Below are 18,109 nucleotides of genomic sequence, written 5' to 3' on the forward strand. Positions count from 1 at the left end.
CAGAGGTTATACAGTTTCTTGAATTCTGGCTTTAATGGACAAAGCTAAGCTTTCCGGCACAATTACGCGCTTAAGATGACCACTTACAAGCCCTTTGAGGAGTTTTTGCTTTTGATGGCTTTCGAAGCAGGGAACGCACTCTTCGATGTGAGTATTAAAGTAGGACTGCTCTTCTGTGGAGGCTTCTCCATCAATCATCAGGTCCAACAACTTGGCAATCTTGTCGCATTCCGACTCATGCCCGTCTTCAGAAAGTTTCTGGTGCGCTTCTGTAAATTTCGATTCCATCTTAACTCAAACTCTTTAGGTTATTCTAACTGTTATATCCCATGCTCTTCGCATACTTTTCCAACTTCTCTTTCAAAGAGTTACGGGCACGGTGCAGCCTGGAGCGCACGGTACCTATAGGTATATCCAGAATTTTAGCCATTTCCTCGTAGGTGAAGCCCTCGAGATCACATAAAATGATCACGGTTCTGAAGTCGACTGGCAATGCGTTCAGGGCACTGGCCACCTCGTCGCCAATCAGGTCCTGTACACTTTCGGTGCGCATGTCGGTGGTGGAGGCCACGCCGCCCTCGCCTTCTACGTCGTCCGAATTGTAGTACCCCTCGACCTCACTATAATCTACCTTGGCAGGCTGTTTGCTCTTTTTCCGGAACTCATTAATGAAAGAGTTCTTCAGGATTCGGAACAGCCAGGCTTTTGCATTAGTTCCTTGTTCAAAGTAATCGAAAAAGCGGTATGCCTTCAGGTAAGTCTCCTGTACCAGGTCATTGGCATCATCTTCATCGAGGGTGAGCCTGTAGGCAAAATTGTACAGAGGATCCAGCACAGGCAGTAGCTCCGCCTCGAACCGGGCATCTTTTTCCTCTTTACTCAACTGTTTACCTGTTTGCTCGCTCATTTGACTTGATTTTGTAATTTATAAAGTCGTCATCGCGTAATTATACGCAAATATAGAAATTTTAATTACATACCTTTCTAGGCGCCTTTGGGTTGCACGGGAGCCACATTGGTATGCGCAGGACAGGCAGCTCTTAAGCCGCTCTTATTCCTTTCTTTATTAGAAACATACGGATTTTCAGAACTTTCAGCAGTTCCTGAGCTTTTTTTTCACTGGTTTAGGTGTTAAAGCTTAATTTTGCAACTCCAACCACATAGGGAGTTCCCACACATGAGCCAACCAATATCGGTTACCATTCTGACTAAAAACAGCCAGCAGCATCTCTTCAGCTGTCTGCATTCCTTGCAGCGCTTTCCTGAGATAATTGTACTGGATAATGGCTCTACGGACGAGACAATGGCTATTGCGGCCCGCTACCCGAATGTACGCATCGTGCAGCACACCTTTATCGGATTTGGACCGCTGAAGAACCTGGCCGCGCAGCACGCCTCTCACCCATGGGTCCTCTCCGTTGACAGCGACGAAGTGCTTTCACCTCAGCTAACAGAAGAAATTCTGCAGCTCGACCTCCGCGATACGCATAAGGTATACAGCTTCCTGCGCCATAACTTTTACGGCAAAAAGCATATCAAAGCCTGTGGATGGGATAATGACTATGTACTGCGTCTTTACCACAAAGGCACTACCCGCTTTGCTGATCTGCCCGTGCACGAGTACATTATAACAGATGGCTTACAGGTACAGGCTCTGCGTGGCACCATGGATCACTATTCCTTCAACAGCATATCGCAGCTGATTGCCAAGATGGACCAGTATACCACACTCTTCGCCAAAGAAAAAAGGTTCCGGAAGCGCTCCTCTCCTGCCATCAGTTATTTCAAGTGGGCTTTCTCGCTTTTCAGGAACTATGTGCTGCAGCGTGGGTTTCTGTATGGGTACGAAGGTATGGCCATCTCCTTCTCGAACGCCAACGGCACTTTTTACAAATACATGAAACTGCACGAAGAGAACCAGCGCCTGGGCATCAGCCTGGTCATAACAACCTATAACTGGAAGGAAGCCCTAGGCACAGTCCTCCGTAGTGCTTTTCAGCAGAGCGAGCTCCCGCGCGAAATCATTGTGGCCGACGACGGATCCCGCGAAGACACACGTGCTCTTGTAGCGCAACTAGCGAAAGAGTCGCCGGTACCGGTGCTGCATAGCTGGCAGGAAGACCTGGGTTTTAGAGCTGCAGAGAGTCGCAACAGAGCCATTGCAATGGCAACCGGTGAGTATGTGGTGATCATTGATGGGGATATGGTGCTGCATCCTGACTTCTTAAAGGGCCATCGTCGTGCTGCCCGCAAAGGTTATTTTACGCAAGGAAAGCGTGTGCTCCTGAGTCCAGAGTTGAGCCAGAAGCTGTTCAGTCGCGGTCCTTCTCCCATTTCGCCTCTTTCATCGGGTATAAAAAACCGGTTCAATGCTACTAACTCGCCTTTTCTATCAAGGCTGTTTAGCAAGGACAAGGCCGGCATCGCTTCGATCAAGAGCTGCAATATGGGCTTCTGGATGGAAGACATTGTGCGCGTCAACGGATTCAATGAGGATTTTGTAGGCTGGGGACGAGAAGATAGTGAGTTTGCAATCCGCTTGCTAAACAGCGGCACGAAGCGGCAAAACCTTGCTTTTGGCGGTGTAGCCTATCATTTACATCATCAGGAGAACTCCCGCCAAAGCCTGGCAGCTAATGACGCACTCCTTGAGAAAGCCATTTCTGAAAAAAGCACCTTTTGCCCCAACGGCATCGATAAGCACTTTCACAAAAAATAAGTATCTATACCCTTCTTGCCAATGCCTATACCTGTTGCCTGGGATCTCTGCAACAGGTATAGGCATTGATTTTTATTAAGCCTTCCACACACAAAGTAATTTTATAACATCAGGTATAGCCTGCAGGCAACAAATTTACAGCTTTAGAGTAATGTAAATATTAAGCTATTTTTTATTACAAAATAAATTAACTTCCTGTGTTGTCACTTCTAACGCCCTTGCTTCCGGATGCGCCTTATTGCTTTTACACTCTTACTGGCAGTTTCTTTAAACTTGCAGGCGCAACAGTTCAACTTCCGAAACTGGTCGCTTGAGCAGGGCTTACCGCAATCTCAGGTGAATGACATCCTGCAGGATCACAAAGGGCAGCTCTGGCTAGCTACGCTGGGGGGGCTCAGTCGCTTTGACGGGTCTACCTTCCATACCTATACCAAGCGCGATGGCATGAGCAGCAACAGTATAAGCTGCCTGCTGCTCGACAGCCGCCAGCGCATCTGGATCGGGACTACTGATAAGGGCTTGATGCTGCTCACGGGCAATAACTTTTATGCTTATGACCTGGAGGCTGGCCTGCCGCCCGGAGGGGTCTACAGTATAGCAGAAGATAACCAAGGCACTATATGGGCAGCAACAGACAGTGGCGTTTACTACCTGGCCAAGAATGCATTTGTGCAGCACACTGAATTACCACCCATCCGTTACAATGACGTGCTTTTCACAGCCACAAACGAGCTCTGGGCAGGGAGCAACTCCCAGGGCGTGTACAGCATCACATCGAAAGGAACAACTAATTATACCTCCGCCAACAGCTCCCTGCCCTATAACAGCGTTAATGTGCTAAACCAGTCACCTGACGGTACTATTTGGATAGGTACTGCCAACGGCGCGGCAACTTTCCGGCAAAACAAGCTGGAGCACTTTGAGTTGCCGGCAGGTATAACGAGTCCGAATATAAGAGACTTCACAACTGACAACTACGGTCATCAATGGTTAAGTCTGAACCTGAATGGCGTGCTTAAATACGATGGCAAAGAGTTTCAGCACCTGACCCGCTTCAGCGGTCTGCGCACAGACAGAGTCAACTGCATCACAACAGATCGTGAAGGGAATATCTGGATTGGAACAACTGGCCATGGCCTGATGCAGTACCGTAACCCCTGGTTTGTACACTTTTTTGATATGGGACAGGTGAAGGAGCCTGTTATATCAGCTCTGGCGCAAGATACCAAAGGCAGGGTGTGGTTGGGTACTGATGACGGCTATGCTGCTTATATGGAAGGAGGTATTTTAAACTGGCTGCAGACTGATATTTGGCCCAGAGGCACCACCCTGCATAGTATGTGGGTAGCACATGAAAATGATGTGTGGGTATGTACCAGCAAAGGCCTATACCGTTTGGGGCCCGGCAAAGTAACACATTACAGCACGGCGCAGGGGCTGCCCTCAGCAGAGGTGTTTCAGGCTATGCTCATGCGAAATGGTGACCTGCTACTCGCAACTGCCGCCGGATTGGCTGTTCTGCCCCCCAACCAGCAATTTATTAAGCCATTGCACAAGCCACAGCTTACAGGCAATGTGTATGCCCTACATCGTGACAGCCAGGGCAGAATATGGGTTGGTGCCGAAAAAGGTGTGTTCCGGTACGAGAACAACGCCCTGGCCGCCGCCAAAGGACTGGGCGAAGCTGGCTTTCGTGAGATCCGCACTATTGCAGAGGACGAGTGGGGCACCCTGTACTTTGGCGGTTTCAATTACGGCATCATGGCCTGGCATGACAAGTGGAGGGCTCCCAAGGTATACAACTCCCGGAACGGACTGCCCAATGAAGGTATAAAGAGCCTTTTTGTTGATAACACCAATCACCTGTGGGTCGGCACCAGTCGGGGCGTACTAAAAGTGCAGCTTGATCAGCTACATACCCGGGGGCGCATCAGCATCCGGTCGTATGCAAATCAGGAGGGGTTTCGGGGTCTTGAAGTCAGCAACAAGGGTATCACCCAGACGCCAGACGGTACCGTGTGGTTTGCCACCGCCAAAGGCCTGACCATGTACCTGCCTGACATGGACAGGCGCAATCAGGTATACCCCAATACAATCCTGACCAATATCATGCTCTTTCTGAAACCCACTGACTGGGCGAGCATGGGTTATGCGACAGACTCAACTACTGAGCTCCCTGTAAATCTTCGGCTCCCACACCATCAAAACCACCTGACATTTGACTTTCATGGCATATCACTAACTGCCCCCGACCGTGTGCGCTACCGCTACCGCCTCAAAGGACATGACGACCATTGGTCTGCTGTCACGGATCATTCCTTTGCCACCTATGCCAGCCTCGACCCGGGTACCTATACCTTTCAGTTACTCGCAGCCAACAGCGACGGCTACTGGACGCCTAGTCCTCTTACCTATACCTTCACCATTGTACCTCCGGTGTGGCGCAGAGAGTGGTTCATCGTGCTACTGGTACTCATAGCCACCGGCGCAACGATCAGCCTGATCAGGCTGCGCGAAAGAAGTCTGGTAAAAATGAATACGCTGCTCGAACATAAGGTACAGTATCGAACACAGCTGCTGGAAGAAAAAAACCGTGAGAAGGAAATTCTACTGAAGGAGATCCATCATCGCGTTAAAAACAATCTGCAGATCATTATGAGCATGCTCAACCTGCAGGCCCGCCACGTACAAGACCCGAATGCACTTGAAGTAATGCAGTCAGTCAGGGGCCGGGTGAGATCGATGGCTATTCTGCACGAGCGCCTCTACCAGCACGAAGACCTGGCCTCTATTGATTTGAACGCCTACATAGAAGATATATGCGAAGGCCTGAGCGCCACATACGGCACCAAAGAGCGCCATATCAAAATCAAGCTCGATATACCTACTATCATGGTGGAGGCAGACACAGCCCTGTCATTAGGGCTGATTGTGAATGAACTTGTTTCCAATTCTATTAAATATGCCTTCCCCAACCGTTATGGGCAAGTCGCTATTTACCTAAGGCCAGAACACGAAAACGCTTATACCCTGACAGTACATGACGACGGCGTGGGCTTGCCTAGCGACTTTCAAGAACGGCGCAAAAAATCATTTGGTCTCCAACTGGTGTCCTCACTGGCACGAAAACTTGGAGGCAATATCGAATTCCAAAATAATAATGGTACAAAATCAATATTGTATTTTGTTTTGGCATCGTAACTAGCTAATTTTACGTATGAGATTAATGCTATGACAAAACCAAAAATTCTTATTTCGGAAGACGAAATTATAATCGCAGAAGACCTGGCTGCCTGTTTGGAAGAGCTAGGCTACCAGACGTGTGGCATCGACTCCGGTGCGAACACTCTTGAGATGATCCGGACCCTGCAACCAGACCTGGTGCTGCTCGATGTGAACCTGAAAGGTGATGCTGATGGGATAGAGATCGGCTCTAAAATACGGGAGGAGTTTGACATCCCTTTCATCTACCTGACCGCCTATGCCGACAAGGCTACACTGGACAGGGCAAAGAAAACAGAGCCCGATGGGTTCCTGGCTAAACCCTTTGACGAGAAAAACCTGCGTTCTGCTATCGAGCTTGCCCTTTACAAACACGACTCCGGGCACAAAGTAGTGGACAACGGCGCAGGCAAAGCCCCCAAAGAAGCCGAGACACAGACTGATTACATCTTCGTAAAGGTAAAGCACCGCATCATCAAGGTACAGTATAGCGACATCCTGTGGGTAGAGGCCTATGACAACTACTCTTTCATTGTCACTGTAGATCAAAAGTACCTGGTCAGCTCTACACTCAAGGACATGGAGCACAAGCTGCCTTCCGGCAATTTTGTGCGGGTGCACCGCTCTTATATTGCCAACCTCGACAAAGTAGAGGCGCTGGAAGAAAACGCAGTCGTGTTCTCCAAAGGAGAAGTCCCGATCGGTAAATCCTACAAGAAGGCCCTGATGTCGCGCTTCAACATCATCTAATAGCAAAAATCACCAGTCATACGTGAAGCTACAGGTTGCCCTGACTCTGAAATATATACAGAGCCAGGGCAATTAATTTAGTGCTCCCCCTATCTTTGTGCATTCACTCTTTTTAAATGAATATGCCCAAGGGAATTACTGTCGTTATTACCAGCTGCAACCGCTTCGATCTGCTGGAGGCTACACTGCACAGCTTCTTCAAATTCAACACCTACCCCGTTGAGAAAATCCTGATCATAGAGGATAGCGGAGACGGCAAGGGGCTGGAGAGCGTACTGCGCAAATTCAGCTACGACAAGTTTGAGACGATTGTAAACCCGGAGCAGCTCGGCCAGCAGAAGAGCATCGACAAAGCTTACAGCCAGGTAAAGACCGAGTACATCTTCCATTGCGAGGATGACTGGGACTTTCTGCGCAAAGGCTTTATTGAGGACTCCCTTGTATTGATGGAAGCTTTCCCGAAGCTGATTACAGTATGGGGCCGTAGTGCCGAAGAGTACCCTGCCGACTTTTTCAGCCCTACTGTGGCTGAGTTTGAAGGTATACGCTACCGGAAAGTTCAGAAAGATATCTTTACGCTTAACCCCAGCCTGAAACGCGTGAGTGACTACCGCCTGATGGGCAGCTTTGAGCAGTATACGCCGGGGCAGTTTGAGAGAGAGATCTCAGATTTCTACGCCGACCTGGGCTATACCGCTTTCATCCTGGAGGAGCCTTACACTAATCATTTGGGTTGGCATCGCCGCATCCACTTCCGCGACAAAGCCAACAAATACCTCAAACTCGACAACAGGTTTAAGCAGGCCAAAGCCTCGGTATACAAAATGCTGAAAATGGGAAAGTTTAAGAAATAGCTTATAAACAGGAAAGCCGGAGCTGATGCTCCGGCTTTCCTGTTTATAAGCAATACTCAAAATTAGTATCTGTAGTACTCCGGCTTGTAAGGGCCTTCTACTGTCACACCGATGTAAGCGGCCTGGTCTGAAGACAGTTCGTCCAGTTCCACACCAATCTTGCTCAGGTGCAGGCGGGCTACTTTCTCGTCCAGGTGCTTCGGTAAGGTATATACCTTGTTCTCGTAAGCTTCAGCGTTTGTCCACAGTTCGATCTGGGCCAGTGTCTGGTTAGAGAATGAGTTTGACATTACAAATGAAGGGTGACCAGTTGCGCATCCCAGGTTTACCAGGCGGCCCTCAGCCAGCACGATGATGTCTTTGCCTTCGATGTTGTACAGGTCTACCTGCGGCTTGATAGTATCTTTTGTGTTGCCGTAGCTCTTGTTCAGCCAAGCCATGTCGATCTCATTGTCGAAGTGACCGATGTTACAAACGATCGCCTTGTCCTTCAGAAGACGGAACTCACGCTCTGTGATAATATCCTTGTTACCAGTAGCGGTTACAACAATATCAGCCTCCTTGATAGCATCAACCATCTTTTTCACCGCAAAGCCGTCCATGGCAGCCTGCAGGGCGCAGATTGGGTCGATTTCTGTCACGATCACACGGGCACCGGCACCACGCAATGAAGCGGCAGATCCTTTGCCTACGTCACCGTAACCAGCTACAACGGCTACTTTACCAGCCATCATCACGTCAGTAGCACGACGGATCGCATCTACCAACGATTCTTTACAGCCATACTTGTTGTCAAACTTAGACTTGGTTACGGAGTCGTTTACATTGATAGCAGGCATCGGAAGTGTTCCGTTCTTCATACGCTCGTACAGACGGTGAACGCCTGTTGTCGTTTCTTCAGAAAGGCCTTTCACACCCGGAGCAAGCTCAGGATACTTGTCGAGCACCATGTTGGTCAGGTCACCACCATCGTCCAGGATCATGTTAAGCGGCTTGCGGTCCTCGCCAAAGAACAGTGTCTGCTCAATGCACCAGTCAAACTCCTCAGCTGTCATACCTTTCCAGGCATAGACAGAGATACCAGCAGCAGCAATCGCAGCAGCGGCATGGTCCTGTGTAGAGAAGATGTTGCAAGATGACCAGGTAACCTCAGCACCCAACTCTACCAGTGTTTCGATCAGCACAGCCGTCTGGATGGTCATGTGCAGGCAGCCAGCGATGCGGGCACCAGCCAATGGCTTGCTCGGGCCATACTCTTCACGGATAGCCATCAGACCAGGCATTTCAGCCTCTGCCAATCTGATCTCTTTGCGGCCCCACTCGGCCAGCGAAATATCTTTTACTTTGTACTTAAGTGTTGTATCGATCATATTTTACTTTTTTCTTAGGGAAGCACAAAATTACAAAATTTCTCACTCAACTTCAACATAATAGCACTACTCAACTGAAAGTCAATTAGTTTGAATATACCTTAAAAATATTGAGGCCTGTACCAATGGCACAGGCCTCAACCAGGTAGCGTCTTCTTCGTGGTTATCGGTTAGTAATGATCTCGGCACCAAGCGAGTTCGTGTTGTCAGCAGGTGGCGACACGAAACCTCTGGCAAATACAGTGTAGATGCGGCCACTGGCCAATTGCACGTTAGGCACGGCCAGCACTACAGTTTCTGTTCCGGCCAGTCTCACTTCCAGATCGTAAGAACCTGTCGGTACAGGGGTAAAAGGAGTCGCATCTTTGAATTCGCTGCTGCTGAACAGAACAGGTCCACCAGTTACGGCAATGTCTACTGCCGGGGCGTCTGGCGAAAGGTGCACAAAACGAACGTGCGCATTACCGGAGGCCGGTGCACTCAGGTCATCCATAAGCACCAGTGGCTCTATATTGCTCAACGTGTTGATCGCGAATACAGAGTAGTTCATGTTACGCTCCAGATCCAGGTTCGCATTGATAACTGATGTGTTAGTGCCAGCAGCATTTACTTTTATGTTTCGGCGACCAGCCGGCACTTCCAAATAGCCTGTATTATTTGGATAGGTAAGGGCTGCCGAATTCACTTTCTCATCATCCACCAATAAATCAACGCCCGGTGCGTCAGGTGAGGCGTGCACCACCAGTACATTCGCGTTTTCGATGACGGTCATGTCATCATCGTCATCATCACAGCTTGTTAGCACCATGGCTGGCAGCACCGCCAGCATCATGATTTTCATCCATTTCTTCATAGTAGTCTGATAAATTATTTATTAAAAATTTCTTTTAGCTGTGATTACAACCAGCAGGTATAGGGATTGTTTGCGGTTGGCCGTTTTTTATAAGAAAAACAGGGCTGATTAAATTTGTACCTTTGCAGTGTACCATGAAGCACTACACTCCCGAAGAGAAAGATTATATGCGGCAGCACCAGCATCGCAACCCTGCCGAGCTGATGCTGCAGGCAAGCCGCTACCCACAGTTACCAGTGGCTGAACTGGTAAAGCAGATCCAGGCACGGCAAAAAGCCATTGACAAACTGCCGACCTGGGTAGCCTATCCGGATGTGGTATTTCCAACGGCCGTATCAGTAGAGCAGACTTCCTCAGAGGCAACTGCTGCCTTCAAAGCTTCGCTGATAAAAGGCAAGCTGCTCGTCGACCTGACAGGCGGGTTCGGGGTAGACAGTTTCTTTTTCTCGAAGCAGATTAAACAGGTGGTGCATGTGGAGCAGAACAGCGAACTTTCAGAAATAGCCTCTTATAATTTCAAGCTGCTGGGCGCTACTAATATTGATGCTGTCAACTCCTCCGCAGAAGATTTTCTGCAGCAGTTTACTGGTAAAGCCGATGTGCTATACCTGGATCCGGCACGTCGTAGTGATAAACAAGAGAAGGTGCACCTGCTGCAAGACTGTGAACCGGATGTACTGCAGTTGCTGCCGGCGCTGTTTGAAAAAGCAGATGCTGTGCTGCTCAAAACCTCCCCCATGCTTGATATTGAGCTGGCGCTTGAGCAACTGGGTTCAGTAGCCAGAGTATGGGTAATCGCACTGCACAACGAGTGCAAGGAAGTCCTATACCTGCTTCAGCCCGGTGCAAAGGCAAACCCCAGACGGTATGCGATCAACCTGATGCCAGACGGTAGCATTCAAACGCTTACTTTCGATAAAGAGCAGGAAGAGCAAACGTCAGTCAGCTTCGCTGATCCAAAGGCCTATCTCTACGAGCCTAACTCCGCTATACTTAAATCAGGCGCCTACCGCAGTGTGGCCAGCCAGTTTGGCCTGCAGAAGCTGCATCCTAACAGTCACCTTTATACCTCTGATCAGCTTATACCTGATTTCCCGGGCCGGGCTTTTGCCTGCCAGGGCACGGGCCGATATAACAAAAAAGAAATCCTTGCCAGGCTCCCGCAGCGCAAAGCCAACATCACGGTGCGCAATTTTCCAGAGTCAGTGGCTGACATTCGCAAGAAGACAGGTATAAAAGAAGGAGGTGCAGAATACCTTTTCTTTACCACAGACATGCACCAGAAGCCGCTTGTGATCTTTTGCCGGAAAGCAATCGCCCCTGCCCTATAATTTTTTTTTCAGATTTTTTATGGAGCTTTAATTTTGGCAGCTCTTCATAAAATCCTACCGCCTTTCTTTTTAGTCCTTTCAGATTACGCTCTCAATAGGTTCAGCCACAAATACATACATCTGATGTTATACTTACATAGCACTATATAACCATAATTGCTCCAGCCGGTTTTATTGCTATACCTGTTCCAACACTGACCTGCTTAAGCTGCTAACTGTTAAAACCTTAGTCCGTAAAACAGAGGGTCCCGTCTGGCACGGAGACACCATGTTAAACATAAAACTTGAAAGCTATGAAACGCAATAATGAAGAGAACCAAAATCAGAACAACAATCTGAATCAAAACAGAAATAATAATCAGAATCAACCAAGAAATGAATCAGGTGAGTTTGAAAGCACTTCTCGCTCCCAAAGCAATCCAATGAACCAGAGCGGCCAGCGATCGCAGACCAGCAGCAGCAACCAGGGCCAAGGTTGGCACGGTGACTCGCAAGGTCATGCACAGGCCGGCCGACAGAGCCATAAAAATGACAGCTCATCGTCATCTATCAGCAACAGTTCATCTCAGGGTAGCCAGTCCCAGGCCAGAAGCAGCAACCAGTCACAAGGCAGTAGCAGCCAAAGCCAGGGAAAAGGCTGGCACGGAGACTCAGAGGGACACGCACAAGCAGGGCGTCAGAGTAACAAGGACAACAACTCAGGCTCCAGCAATAATAACTCCTAATATAGTTTAGCTGAATATATTACAGAAAAGCCCGTGGCAGATGCTGCGGGCTTCCCTATTTACATCAACTAGCGTTCTTGAACTTCGTAAACTTAGTATAAGACACGATTTTAAACGAACTGAAATTTTAAAGCTATGAAAAACGAAAAAGAAAATAAGAACATGCCGAAAAATCAGCAGTCGGGCATGAATAAGCCTGGTAGCAAAAAGGACATAGGCAACGACCTGCACAAGGATGCGGTAGGGAAAAAGGGCTCTAACAACCCGACGCCACAGGCCCGCACAGACAACGAGCAGAAAAAACACTAACGATCGATTAACACTCACTCTAGGAGCCCCGGTTATACTGTGACCCAGTAAACAGCCGGGGCTCTTATTATACAGTCGCTCTCAAACCTGCACAGGCTTAGCTTTATGTTCAGCATTATTTTAAATGATTAATTAGACATAATAAGTTTTTTATTATATATTATTGGCTTAATATTTGATCTGCTCAAGTACCCATCAACATAAGCCAAGCTATGCGCAAACCTTTACTTTTCTTATCACTGCCTTTTGTCTTACTGCTGCTTGCTTTCAGCTTCAAAAAGGACAGCAACGACGACCTGATTACGCGCATTGCGCTCCAACTTCAGAAGTTCTATACCCTGCACCCACAGGAGAGCATCTACCTCCATCAGGACAAAGCGCTCTACAGCCTCGGCGAGACTATCTGGTTCAAAGCATATGCTTCTCAAAACACAACTGATAGCCTGAGCACGGTACTCTACGCAGACCTGGTAGGCCCTGACAACAAAGTGCGCCTGAGCAGGAAGCTGAAGCTGCAAAATGGCATGGCACACGGGGACTTCTACCTACCCGACACTTTATCAGAGGGGCTGTACCAGCTCAGGGCTTACACGAACTGGATGCGCAACTTCGACCCGCAGTACTTTTTTACCAGAGAACTCAACATTGCCAGTCCCTCCCTTACGGAGGCCAAAGCCAGTATTACTTTCCAGACGCACACCTCCGCAGCCGGAGACTCCATCATCACCAGTCTGCAGTTTTACAAGCACCCTTTTGAACCGCTAAAGAACCTGAAACTAAAGACACAACTGGTGCTGGATGGTAAAAAAGGCAAGTCAGGTAGCCTGGAAACAGATGCGCAAGGTATAGCCCGGCTACCGCTTTTCTTCAGCAATGCCCAGAGTGGTAGCGTGAGGGAGGCCCTCCTGATCGTGCAGTCCGATGATAAGAGCAATCCATTCCAGCGAAGTTACCGCCTGCCGGTAGGCCAGCCGGCACTCGACCTGCAGTTTTTCCCAGAGGGTGGACACCTCGTGGCAGGTATACCTTCGCGGATAGGTTTCAAAGCCGTGGACATAAGCGGCAAAGGACAGCAGGTAGCAGGCATGGTGCAGGACCAGCAAGGTAACATGGTAATGGACTTTAAAAGTGAGCACCTGGGTATGGGCGCTTTTACGTTTATGCCCGAACCCGGCAAAACCTACACTGCGCAGGTACAGCTCCCCAATGGTCGCACAGCCAGGTATAAGCTACCGGAGGCACAGCCTGAGGGCGTGGTGCTGCAGGTCGTACAGCATAGTGAACATACAGTAAACTTCCGGATAGAGCATAACTTCAGCAACCAGGTTACACAAGGCCCTATGTATCTGATTGCACATGCTGCGGACAGCCTTATTTTTGCGGTGAGAGCCAACACCGATAAACCGGTACTGGAGTCAGCTATACCTGCATCCCGGTTCCCGGTGGGTTTGATCCACTTCACCCTTTTCAGCGCTGACGGCAAAGCCCTGAGCGAACGCCTGGCCTTTGTGAACCATCCGCCACAGCTTCAGCTCAATATCACAACCGACAAGGCCATGTATGGCAAAAGACAAAAAGTGACCATGCAGCTCGAGGCCCGCGATGCTAACGGCATGCCGGTAGCCGGTAATTTCTCGCTCGCCGTACGCGACGCCCTCATCGACCAGAACCAGCAGCCTTACGAAAACAACATTTACACGCAGCTATACCTGCAGGGTGAGCTGAGAGGCAATATCGAGCAGCCCGCTTATTACTTTGACAAAAAGCAGTCACAGGCACGCCGCCACCTGGACCTGCTGCTGCTCACCCAGGGCTGGCGCCGCTTCAACTGGGACAACCTGCTACAGGACAAGCTGCAAACCACCCCACATCTTCCGGAGGAGAGTATTTCATTTTCAGGGAAAGTAGAAAAAGAGCTCGGTAAGAAGACACCGCAGAAAAGTAATCTGACGCTCATCTTCACACCAAACACGGCTCCAAAAGACACTATACCTACCCTGCCTAACCTGATCATGGCAGAGACGAACCCCGACGGTAGTTTCCGTTTTGTAGGGCTGGACTTTGAGGATACGTTGAAGGTCTTCATACAGGCGCGAACGCCAAAGGGCAGCAACAACCAGCTGATTCACCTGGATCGGACCACTGCCCCTATACCTAATTTTCAGGCATTGGAAGGAGCCACCCTATCGCCTGACCAAATAACAGCCTACCGCAGGCGCATGAGCGACTGGGCAAAGGCAGACCGCCAGCACCGCCTGACGACGGGTGCCATTCAACTGAAACAGGTAGACATAACAGCCAGAAAGCAGGAGTTCAGCAATGACCACCGCATTTATTTTAAAGAGAACGCAGATGCTCGTATTGAGCTAGACAAATTCACGGTAGTATATCCAAATGTACTACAATACCTGGCTGGCCGTGTAGCCGGAGTGCATGTTACGGGTTCGGGCAGTGAGACCAGTGTTATGATACGCGGCGACGGGCCACTGTTTGTACTGGACGGTATGCGCGTTGAACTAGAGACAGTAAACATGCTCGACCCCTCGGACATTGAGGCGATTGAGGTGCTGAAAGGAGCTAATGCTGCCATCTATGGCTCTTCATCAGGCGGCGGCGTGATTGCGCTTTTCACCAAGAGAGGCAATCCGAACTACAACTATGCGAATGAAAAATCTCCCGGCACGATCAATTTCAAGCTGGCCGGCTACAACAAGCCATCGGAGTTTTATTCGCCGCGCTACGATGTACCCCAGGACCGCCACAACCTGCCCGATTACCGCAGCACCCTGCACTGGCAACCGAATGTTAAAACCGATGCCAGTGGCAGAGCAACCATTACGTTCTTCACGTCAGATGTCATTACTGAGTTTGTGGCCGTGTGCGAAGGTATAGCAAAGCAGGGTACGGTAGGCGCGACCTCCTATCGCTTCAGCAGCGACACACGGATACAGCCATAGTCTACTTTTTCCGGCTGACCCACTTGTTGCCCTTTAGCCAGAAGCGCCAAGGCAGCAGGGCATCATCGCCGGCGTAGTCTATACCTACACGGGGGCCGATAGCTATACCTTCAGCAGGTACGTCTATACCTTCCTCTATCCAGATGGTGTCGCCGGTGAGTGGTTCGCCGTAGTGGCGGCGGTCTATACCTAAGGCGATACTAAGCACGCCCGGCCCGGCAGTAAGGTTGGGTTTAGGGGTGAGCATATTGCGGCGCAGCAGCATTTCTTCTATGCCTTCTGTCGGCTCAATGGCCCGTACCAGCACGGCGTCGGCGCTTCCTTCTACATTGGTAATGATGTTAAAAAGGTTGTACATGCCATACACCAGGTATACATAAGCCACTCCGCCCTCGTGGTACATGATCTCGGTACGCTGGGTCCGGCGGTTCATGTGCGCATGGCAGGCCTTGTCGTTTGTGCCGGAGTAAGCTTCTGTTTCCACGATCATGCCTCCGGTGAGGATGCCACCGTGGTTCGTGTAGAGGTATTTCCCCAGCAGGTCCTGCGCCACCTGCACCACATCCGCTCGGGTATAAAAGTCTTTTCTGAGCTTCACTTTGTAATGAATAATGATGAATGAGTAGTTAATTCATAGCTGCCTGCAAGCAAATGATGAACAGGTATACGTGAAACAAGCTTATCGACCAATACCTTATCCGCGCATTATTGTTCGTTATCATATGCAACTCACTAAATCTAATCGCTCATTCGTCATTACTCATTACTTGTTTCTTCGTTAAAACAATTACCTTTGCCTTCAGATTGGTGGCCTTGTTGTTTCCGCGACAAAGCCTTAAAAGGGAAATAGGTGAGATACCTATGCTGTTCCCGCAACTGTGATCTTCTTAAAAAGGGTTAGCCAAAACCACCGCCACTGTGCCGCACGACGCACGGGAAGGCTGGCTAACCTGAAGAGAGCCAGGAGACCTGCCAGTCCGACAACAATTAGTCGTATGCTTTCGGGTAAAAAGCTGCACGGCCTTCGCTATACCTGCGCGCGCTGTTCCTGCCTATACCTGCCTGCATGCTTCGGGATCTAAGCAAGCGTATACGTGGCAAAGTTTCATTACCGTCTTTTATCATACCTGGCCCTTTTGCTGGGTATAGCACCGGCTGCCGTGGCACAGCAGGATACAACGCTGTATCACTTGCGCACCGTCGAGATATTCGGCAAGCCCGCCGAGGTTTTTGCCTCCGGCAGCCGCGTGAGCACAATCGACAGCAGTTTCATCCGCACCTATGCCTCCGGCACCATAGCGGATGCCTTGCAGTCCCGCACACCGGTTTTTCTGAAAACGAACGGTGCGAGCGGCATTTCCACTCCTTCCTTCCGGGGCACCAGCGCTACGCATACTGCCGTGCTTTGGAACGGCCTCAACATCAGTCAGCCAGCCTTGGGGCAGAGCGATCTGTCCTTGTTGCCTTTGAGCAGTATCGGAAGCATTGCGGTGCAGCATGGAGCGGCAGGTGCTATGTATGGCAGTGGCGCGATCGGTGGGGCTGTTTTGCTTAACTCCCCAACCCGGCAAGAACCCGGCTTTGGAGCAGATGTGATGCAGGAGGCCGGCAGCTTCGGCCGCTACTTCTCCAGCGCAGGCGTCCGCTACAGCGGCCAAAAGCTTTCTGTCGCACTGAGTGGCTATCGCCTGGCAGCAGAAAACGACTTCTTTTTCCGGGACTACGGTCGCATTGGAGCACCGGCTCGTCGACAGGACCAGGCACAGGTAGCACAGCATGGCTTTACGCAGGACCTGAGCTGGCAGCTCTCTTCCAACACCCGGCTTGCTTTGCATGGCTGGTATACCTTTGCCGACCGGGAAGTAGCTCCGGCGCTGGGCGCTGCCAACACCAATGCCGAACAACTCGACCGGAACCTGCGCCTGATGGCGGAATTGAACCACAGCAGCAACTGGGGCGAAACCTCCGTGAAAGCAGCCGTCTTCAATGATTACCTCCGCTACACCGACAATAACAACTACTCTACCACTGATATCAACACTTACCAGGTGCAGGCTGAGCAGACCTATACCTATGCACGCCGCTGGAGTTTGCGGGGTGGCCTTAATTTGCAGCACTTTGACGCCAATGTGCAAGGCTATGGCAAACAAGTAACTGAAGACCGCGCTTCGGCTTTCCTGCTCTTCCGCTACGACCCTGGCAAGCGGCTCGACCTGAGCCTAAACCTGCGACAGGCTTTCGTGAAAGGCTACAACCCTACTCCCGCCCCTACCCTGGGTGCCAATTGGCTCATGCTGCAGCAGGGTAATCACCAGCTATACCTGAAGGGCAACGTGTCGGGCAGCTACCGGGTACCGACGCTGAACGAGCGATTCTGGCAACCGGGCGGTAATCCGGACATCAAACCGGAGCAAGGCTGGAGTTACGAAACCGGACTGCGTCACCGCTATACCCTGGGCAGTGTGCAGTTGGATTCTGAATTGTCTGTCTACCGCATGCTGGTGGACAACTGGATACAATGGATGCCGATCACTTCCAGCTATTGGTCTCCCCGCAACCTGCAGAAGGTTCGCTCACAAGGTATAGAACTCAGCAGTCGCGCCAGTACCGTAATAGGCGACTGGCTACTGGCTGTTACGGGCGCCTATACCTATACTTCCTCCGAGCAGGTAAAGGCCTACGAAGGAAACCAGGAACTGAACCAACAGCTTGCGCACGTGCCATTGCACAAAGCCCAGTTGGGTGCTGACCTTACATTCCGCTCCTGGACGCTCCTCGGCAACATCACACATACCGGCCTCCGCTATACCGATAACAGCAACGCCGGCAGCCTGCCTGGCTATACCTTGCTCAGCCTGGCACTGCACAGAAAGTTCAGCCTCGGTCAGTATCAGTTTGTCGCTTCAGTACGCAGCGATAACATAACCGACCGTGAATATACTGTGCTCGAAAACGTGCCGATGCCACCCCGCAGCTTTGCGGCCAGCCTGCGCTTTATCATACCTTAAATTATATACAT

The 18,109-nt window shown here is 50.2% G+C and carries 14 protein-coding genes and 1 riboswitch; of the genes, 9 read left to right on the forward strand and 5 right to left on the reverse strand.

What is annotated here, in order from left to right; genetic code table 11:
• Positions 1-6: 6 nt before the first annotated feature.
• Complete coding sequence (locus tag BW972_RS02715; RefSeq protein WP_007653447.1) at positions 7-288, reverse strand: zf-HC2 domain-containing protein; 282 nt, start codon at positions 286-288, stop codon at positions 7-9.
• A gap of 25 nt (positions 289-313) precedes the next feature.
• On the reverse strand, positions 314-907 hold the full coding sequence (locus BW972_RS02720) for a sigma-70 family RNA polymerase sigma factor (protein WP_007653448.1): 594 nt from the start codon (positions 905-907) through the stop codon (positions 314-316).
• Between the two features lie 270 nt (positions 908-1,177).
• Here BW972_RS02720 and BW972_RS02725 point away from each other — a divergent pair, with 270 nt between their 5' ends.
• From BW972_RS02725 to BW972_RS02740, 4 genes are all read left to right on the forward strand, one after another.
• Positions 1,178-2,719 carry a glycosyltransferase family 2 protein gene (locus BW972_RS02725; protein WP_076420898.1) on the forward strand — a complete coding sequence of 514 codons (1,542 nt, stop codon included), beginning with the start codon at positions 1,178-1,180 and terminating at the stop codon, positions 2,717-2,719.
• 273 nt (positions 2,720-2,992) lie between these two features.
• Complete coding sequence (locus tag BW972_RS02730; RefSeq protein ID WP_076420900.1) at positions 2,993-5,920, forward strand: two-component regulator propeller domain-containing protein; 2,928 nt, start codon at positions 2,993-2,995, stop codon at positions 5,918-5,920.
• Positions 5,921-5,950: 30 nt separating this feature from the next.
• Positions 5,951-6,691: a LytR/AlgR family response regulator transcription factor gene (locus tag BW972_RS02735; RefSeq protein WP_007653458.1), complete on the forward strand. Its 741-nt coding sequence runs from the start codon at positions 5,951-5,953 to the stop codon at positions 6,689-6,691.
• A 122-nt stretch (positions 6,692-6,813) separates the two neighbouring features.
• Positions 6,814-7,545 carry a glycosyltransferase family 2 protein gene (locus tag BW972_RS02740; RefSeq protein WP_159439838.1) on the forward strand — a complete coding sequence of 244 codons (732 nt, stop codon included), beginning with the start codon at positions 6,814-6,816 and terminating at the stop codon, positions 7,543-7,545.
• A 62-nt stretch (positions 7,546-7,607) separates the two neighbouring features.
• Here BW972_RS02740 and ahcY read toward each other — a convergent pair whose 3' ends face one another.
• Positions 7,608-8,915, reverse strand: coding sequence for an adenosylhomocysteinase (ahcY, locus tag BW972_RS02745; protein ID WP_076420904.1), 1,308 nt, complete (start codon positions 8,913-8,915; stop codon positions 7,608-7,610).
• Positions 8,916-9,078: 163 nt separating this feature from the next.
• Positions 9,079-9,768 (reverse strand): DUF4397 domain-containing protein, encoded by a 690-nt coding sequence (locus BW972_RS02750; protein WP_076420906.1) that lies wholly within the window; start codon positions 9,766-9,768, stop codon positions 9,079-9,081.
• A 134-nt stretch (positions 9,769-9,902) separates the two neighbouring features.
• On the opposite strand from BW972_RS02750, the gene BW972_RS02755 reads away from it, so the two are divergent.
• From BW972_RS02755 to BW972_RS02765, 4 genes are all read left to right on the forward strand, one after another.
• Complete coding sequence (locus BW972_RS02755) at positions 9,903-11,099, forward strand: THUMP-like domain-containing protein (RefSeq protein WP_076420908.1); 1,197 nt, start codon at positions 9,903-9,905, stop codon at positions 11,097-11,099.
• 293 nt (positions 11,100-11,392) lie between these two features.
• Positions 11,393-11,824: a hypothetical protein gene (locus tag BW972_RS02760; protein WP_007653465.1), complete on the forward strand. Its 432-nt coding sequence runs from the start codon at positions 11,393-11,395 to the stop codon at positions 11,822-11,824.
• A 135-nt stretch (positions 11,825-11,959) separates the two neighbouring features.
• The gene (locus BW972_RS19810) at positions 11,960-12,133 is read left to right on the forward strand and encodes a hypothetical protein (RefSeq protein WP_155800488.1); all 174 of its coding nucleotides are present in this window, start codon (positions 11,960-11,962) and stop codon (positions 12,131-12,133) included.
• A gap of 212 nt (positions 12,134-12,345) precedes the next feature.
• Positions 12,346-15,090 (forward strand): TonB-dependent receptor plug domain-containing protein, encoded by a 2,745-nt coding sequence (locus BW972_RS02765; protein WP_076420910.1) that lies wholly within the window; start codon positions 12,346-12,348, stop codon positions 15,088-15,090.
• A 1-nt stretch (position 15,091) separates the two neighbouring features.
• Here BW972_RS02765 and BW972_RS02770 read toward each other — a convergent pair whose 3' ends face one another.
• Entirely contained in the window at positions 15,092-15,688 is a 597-nt protein-coding gene (locus BW972_RS02770) for a DNA-3-methyladenine glycosylase (protein WP_007653469.1), read from the reverse strand.
• A 190-nt stretch (positions 15,689-15,878) separates the two neighbouring features.
• A riboswitch (cobalamin riboswitch) is annotated at positions 15,879-16,081 on the forward strand.
• Positions 16,082-16,184: 103 nt separating this feature from the next.
• Here BW972_RS02770 and BW972_RS02775 point away from each other — a divergent pair.
• On the forward strand, positions 16,185-18,098 hold the full coding sequence (locus tag BW972_RS02775; RefSeq protein WP_083674055.1) for a TonB-dependent receptor plug domain-containing protein: 1,914 nt from the start codon (positions 16,185-16,187) through the stop codon (positions 18,096-18,098).
• Positions 18,099-18,109: the final 11 nt, after the last annotated feature.

It is taken from the genome of Pontibacter lucknowensis, from assembly GCF_900156415.1.
Classification (GTDB): Bacteria; Bacteroidota; Bacteroidia; order Cytophagales; family Hymenobacteraceae; genus Pontibacter; species Pontibacter lucknowensis.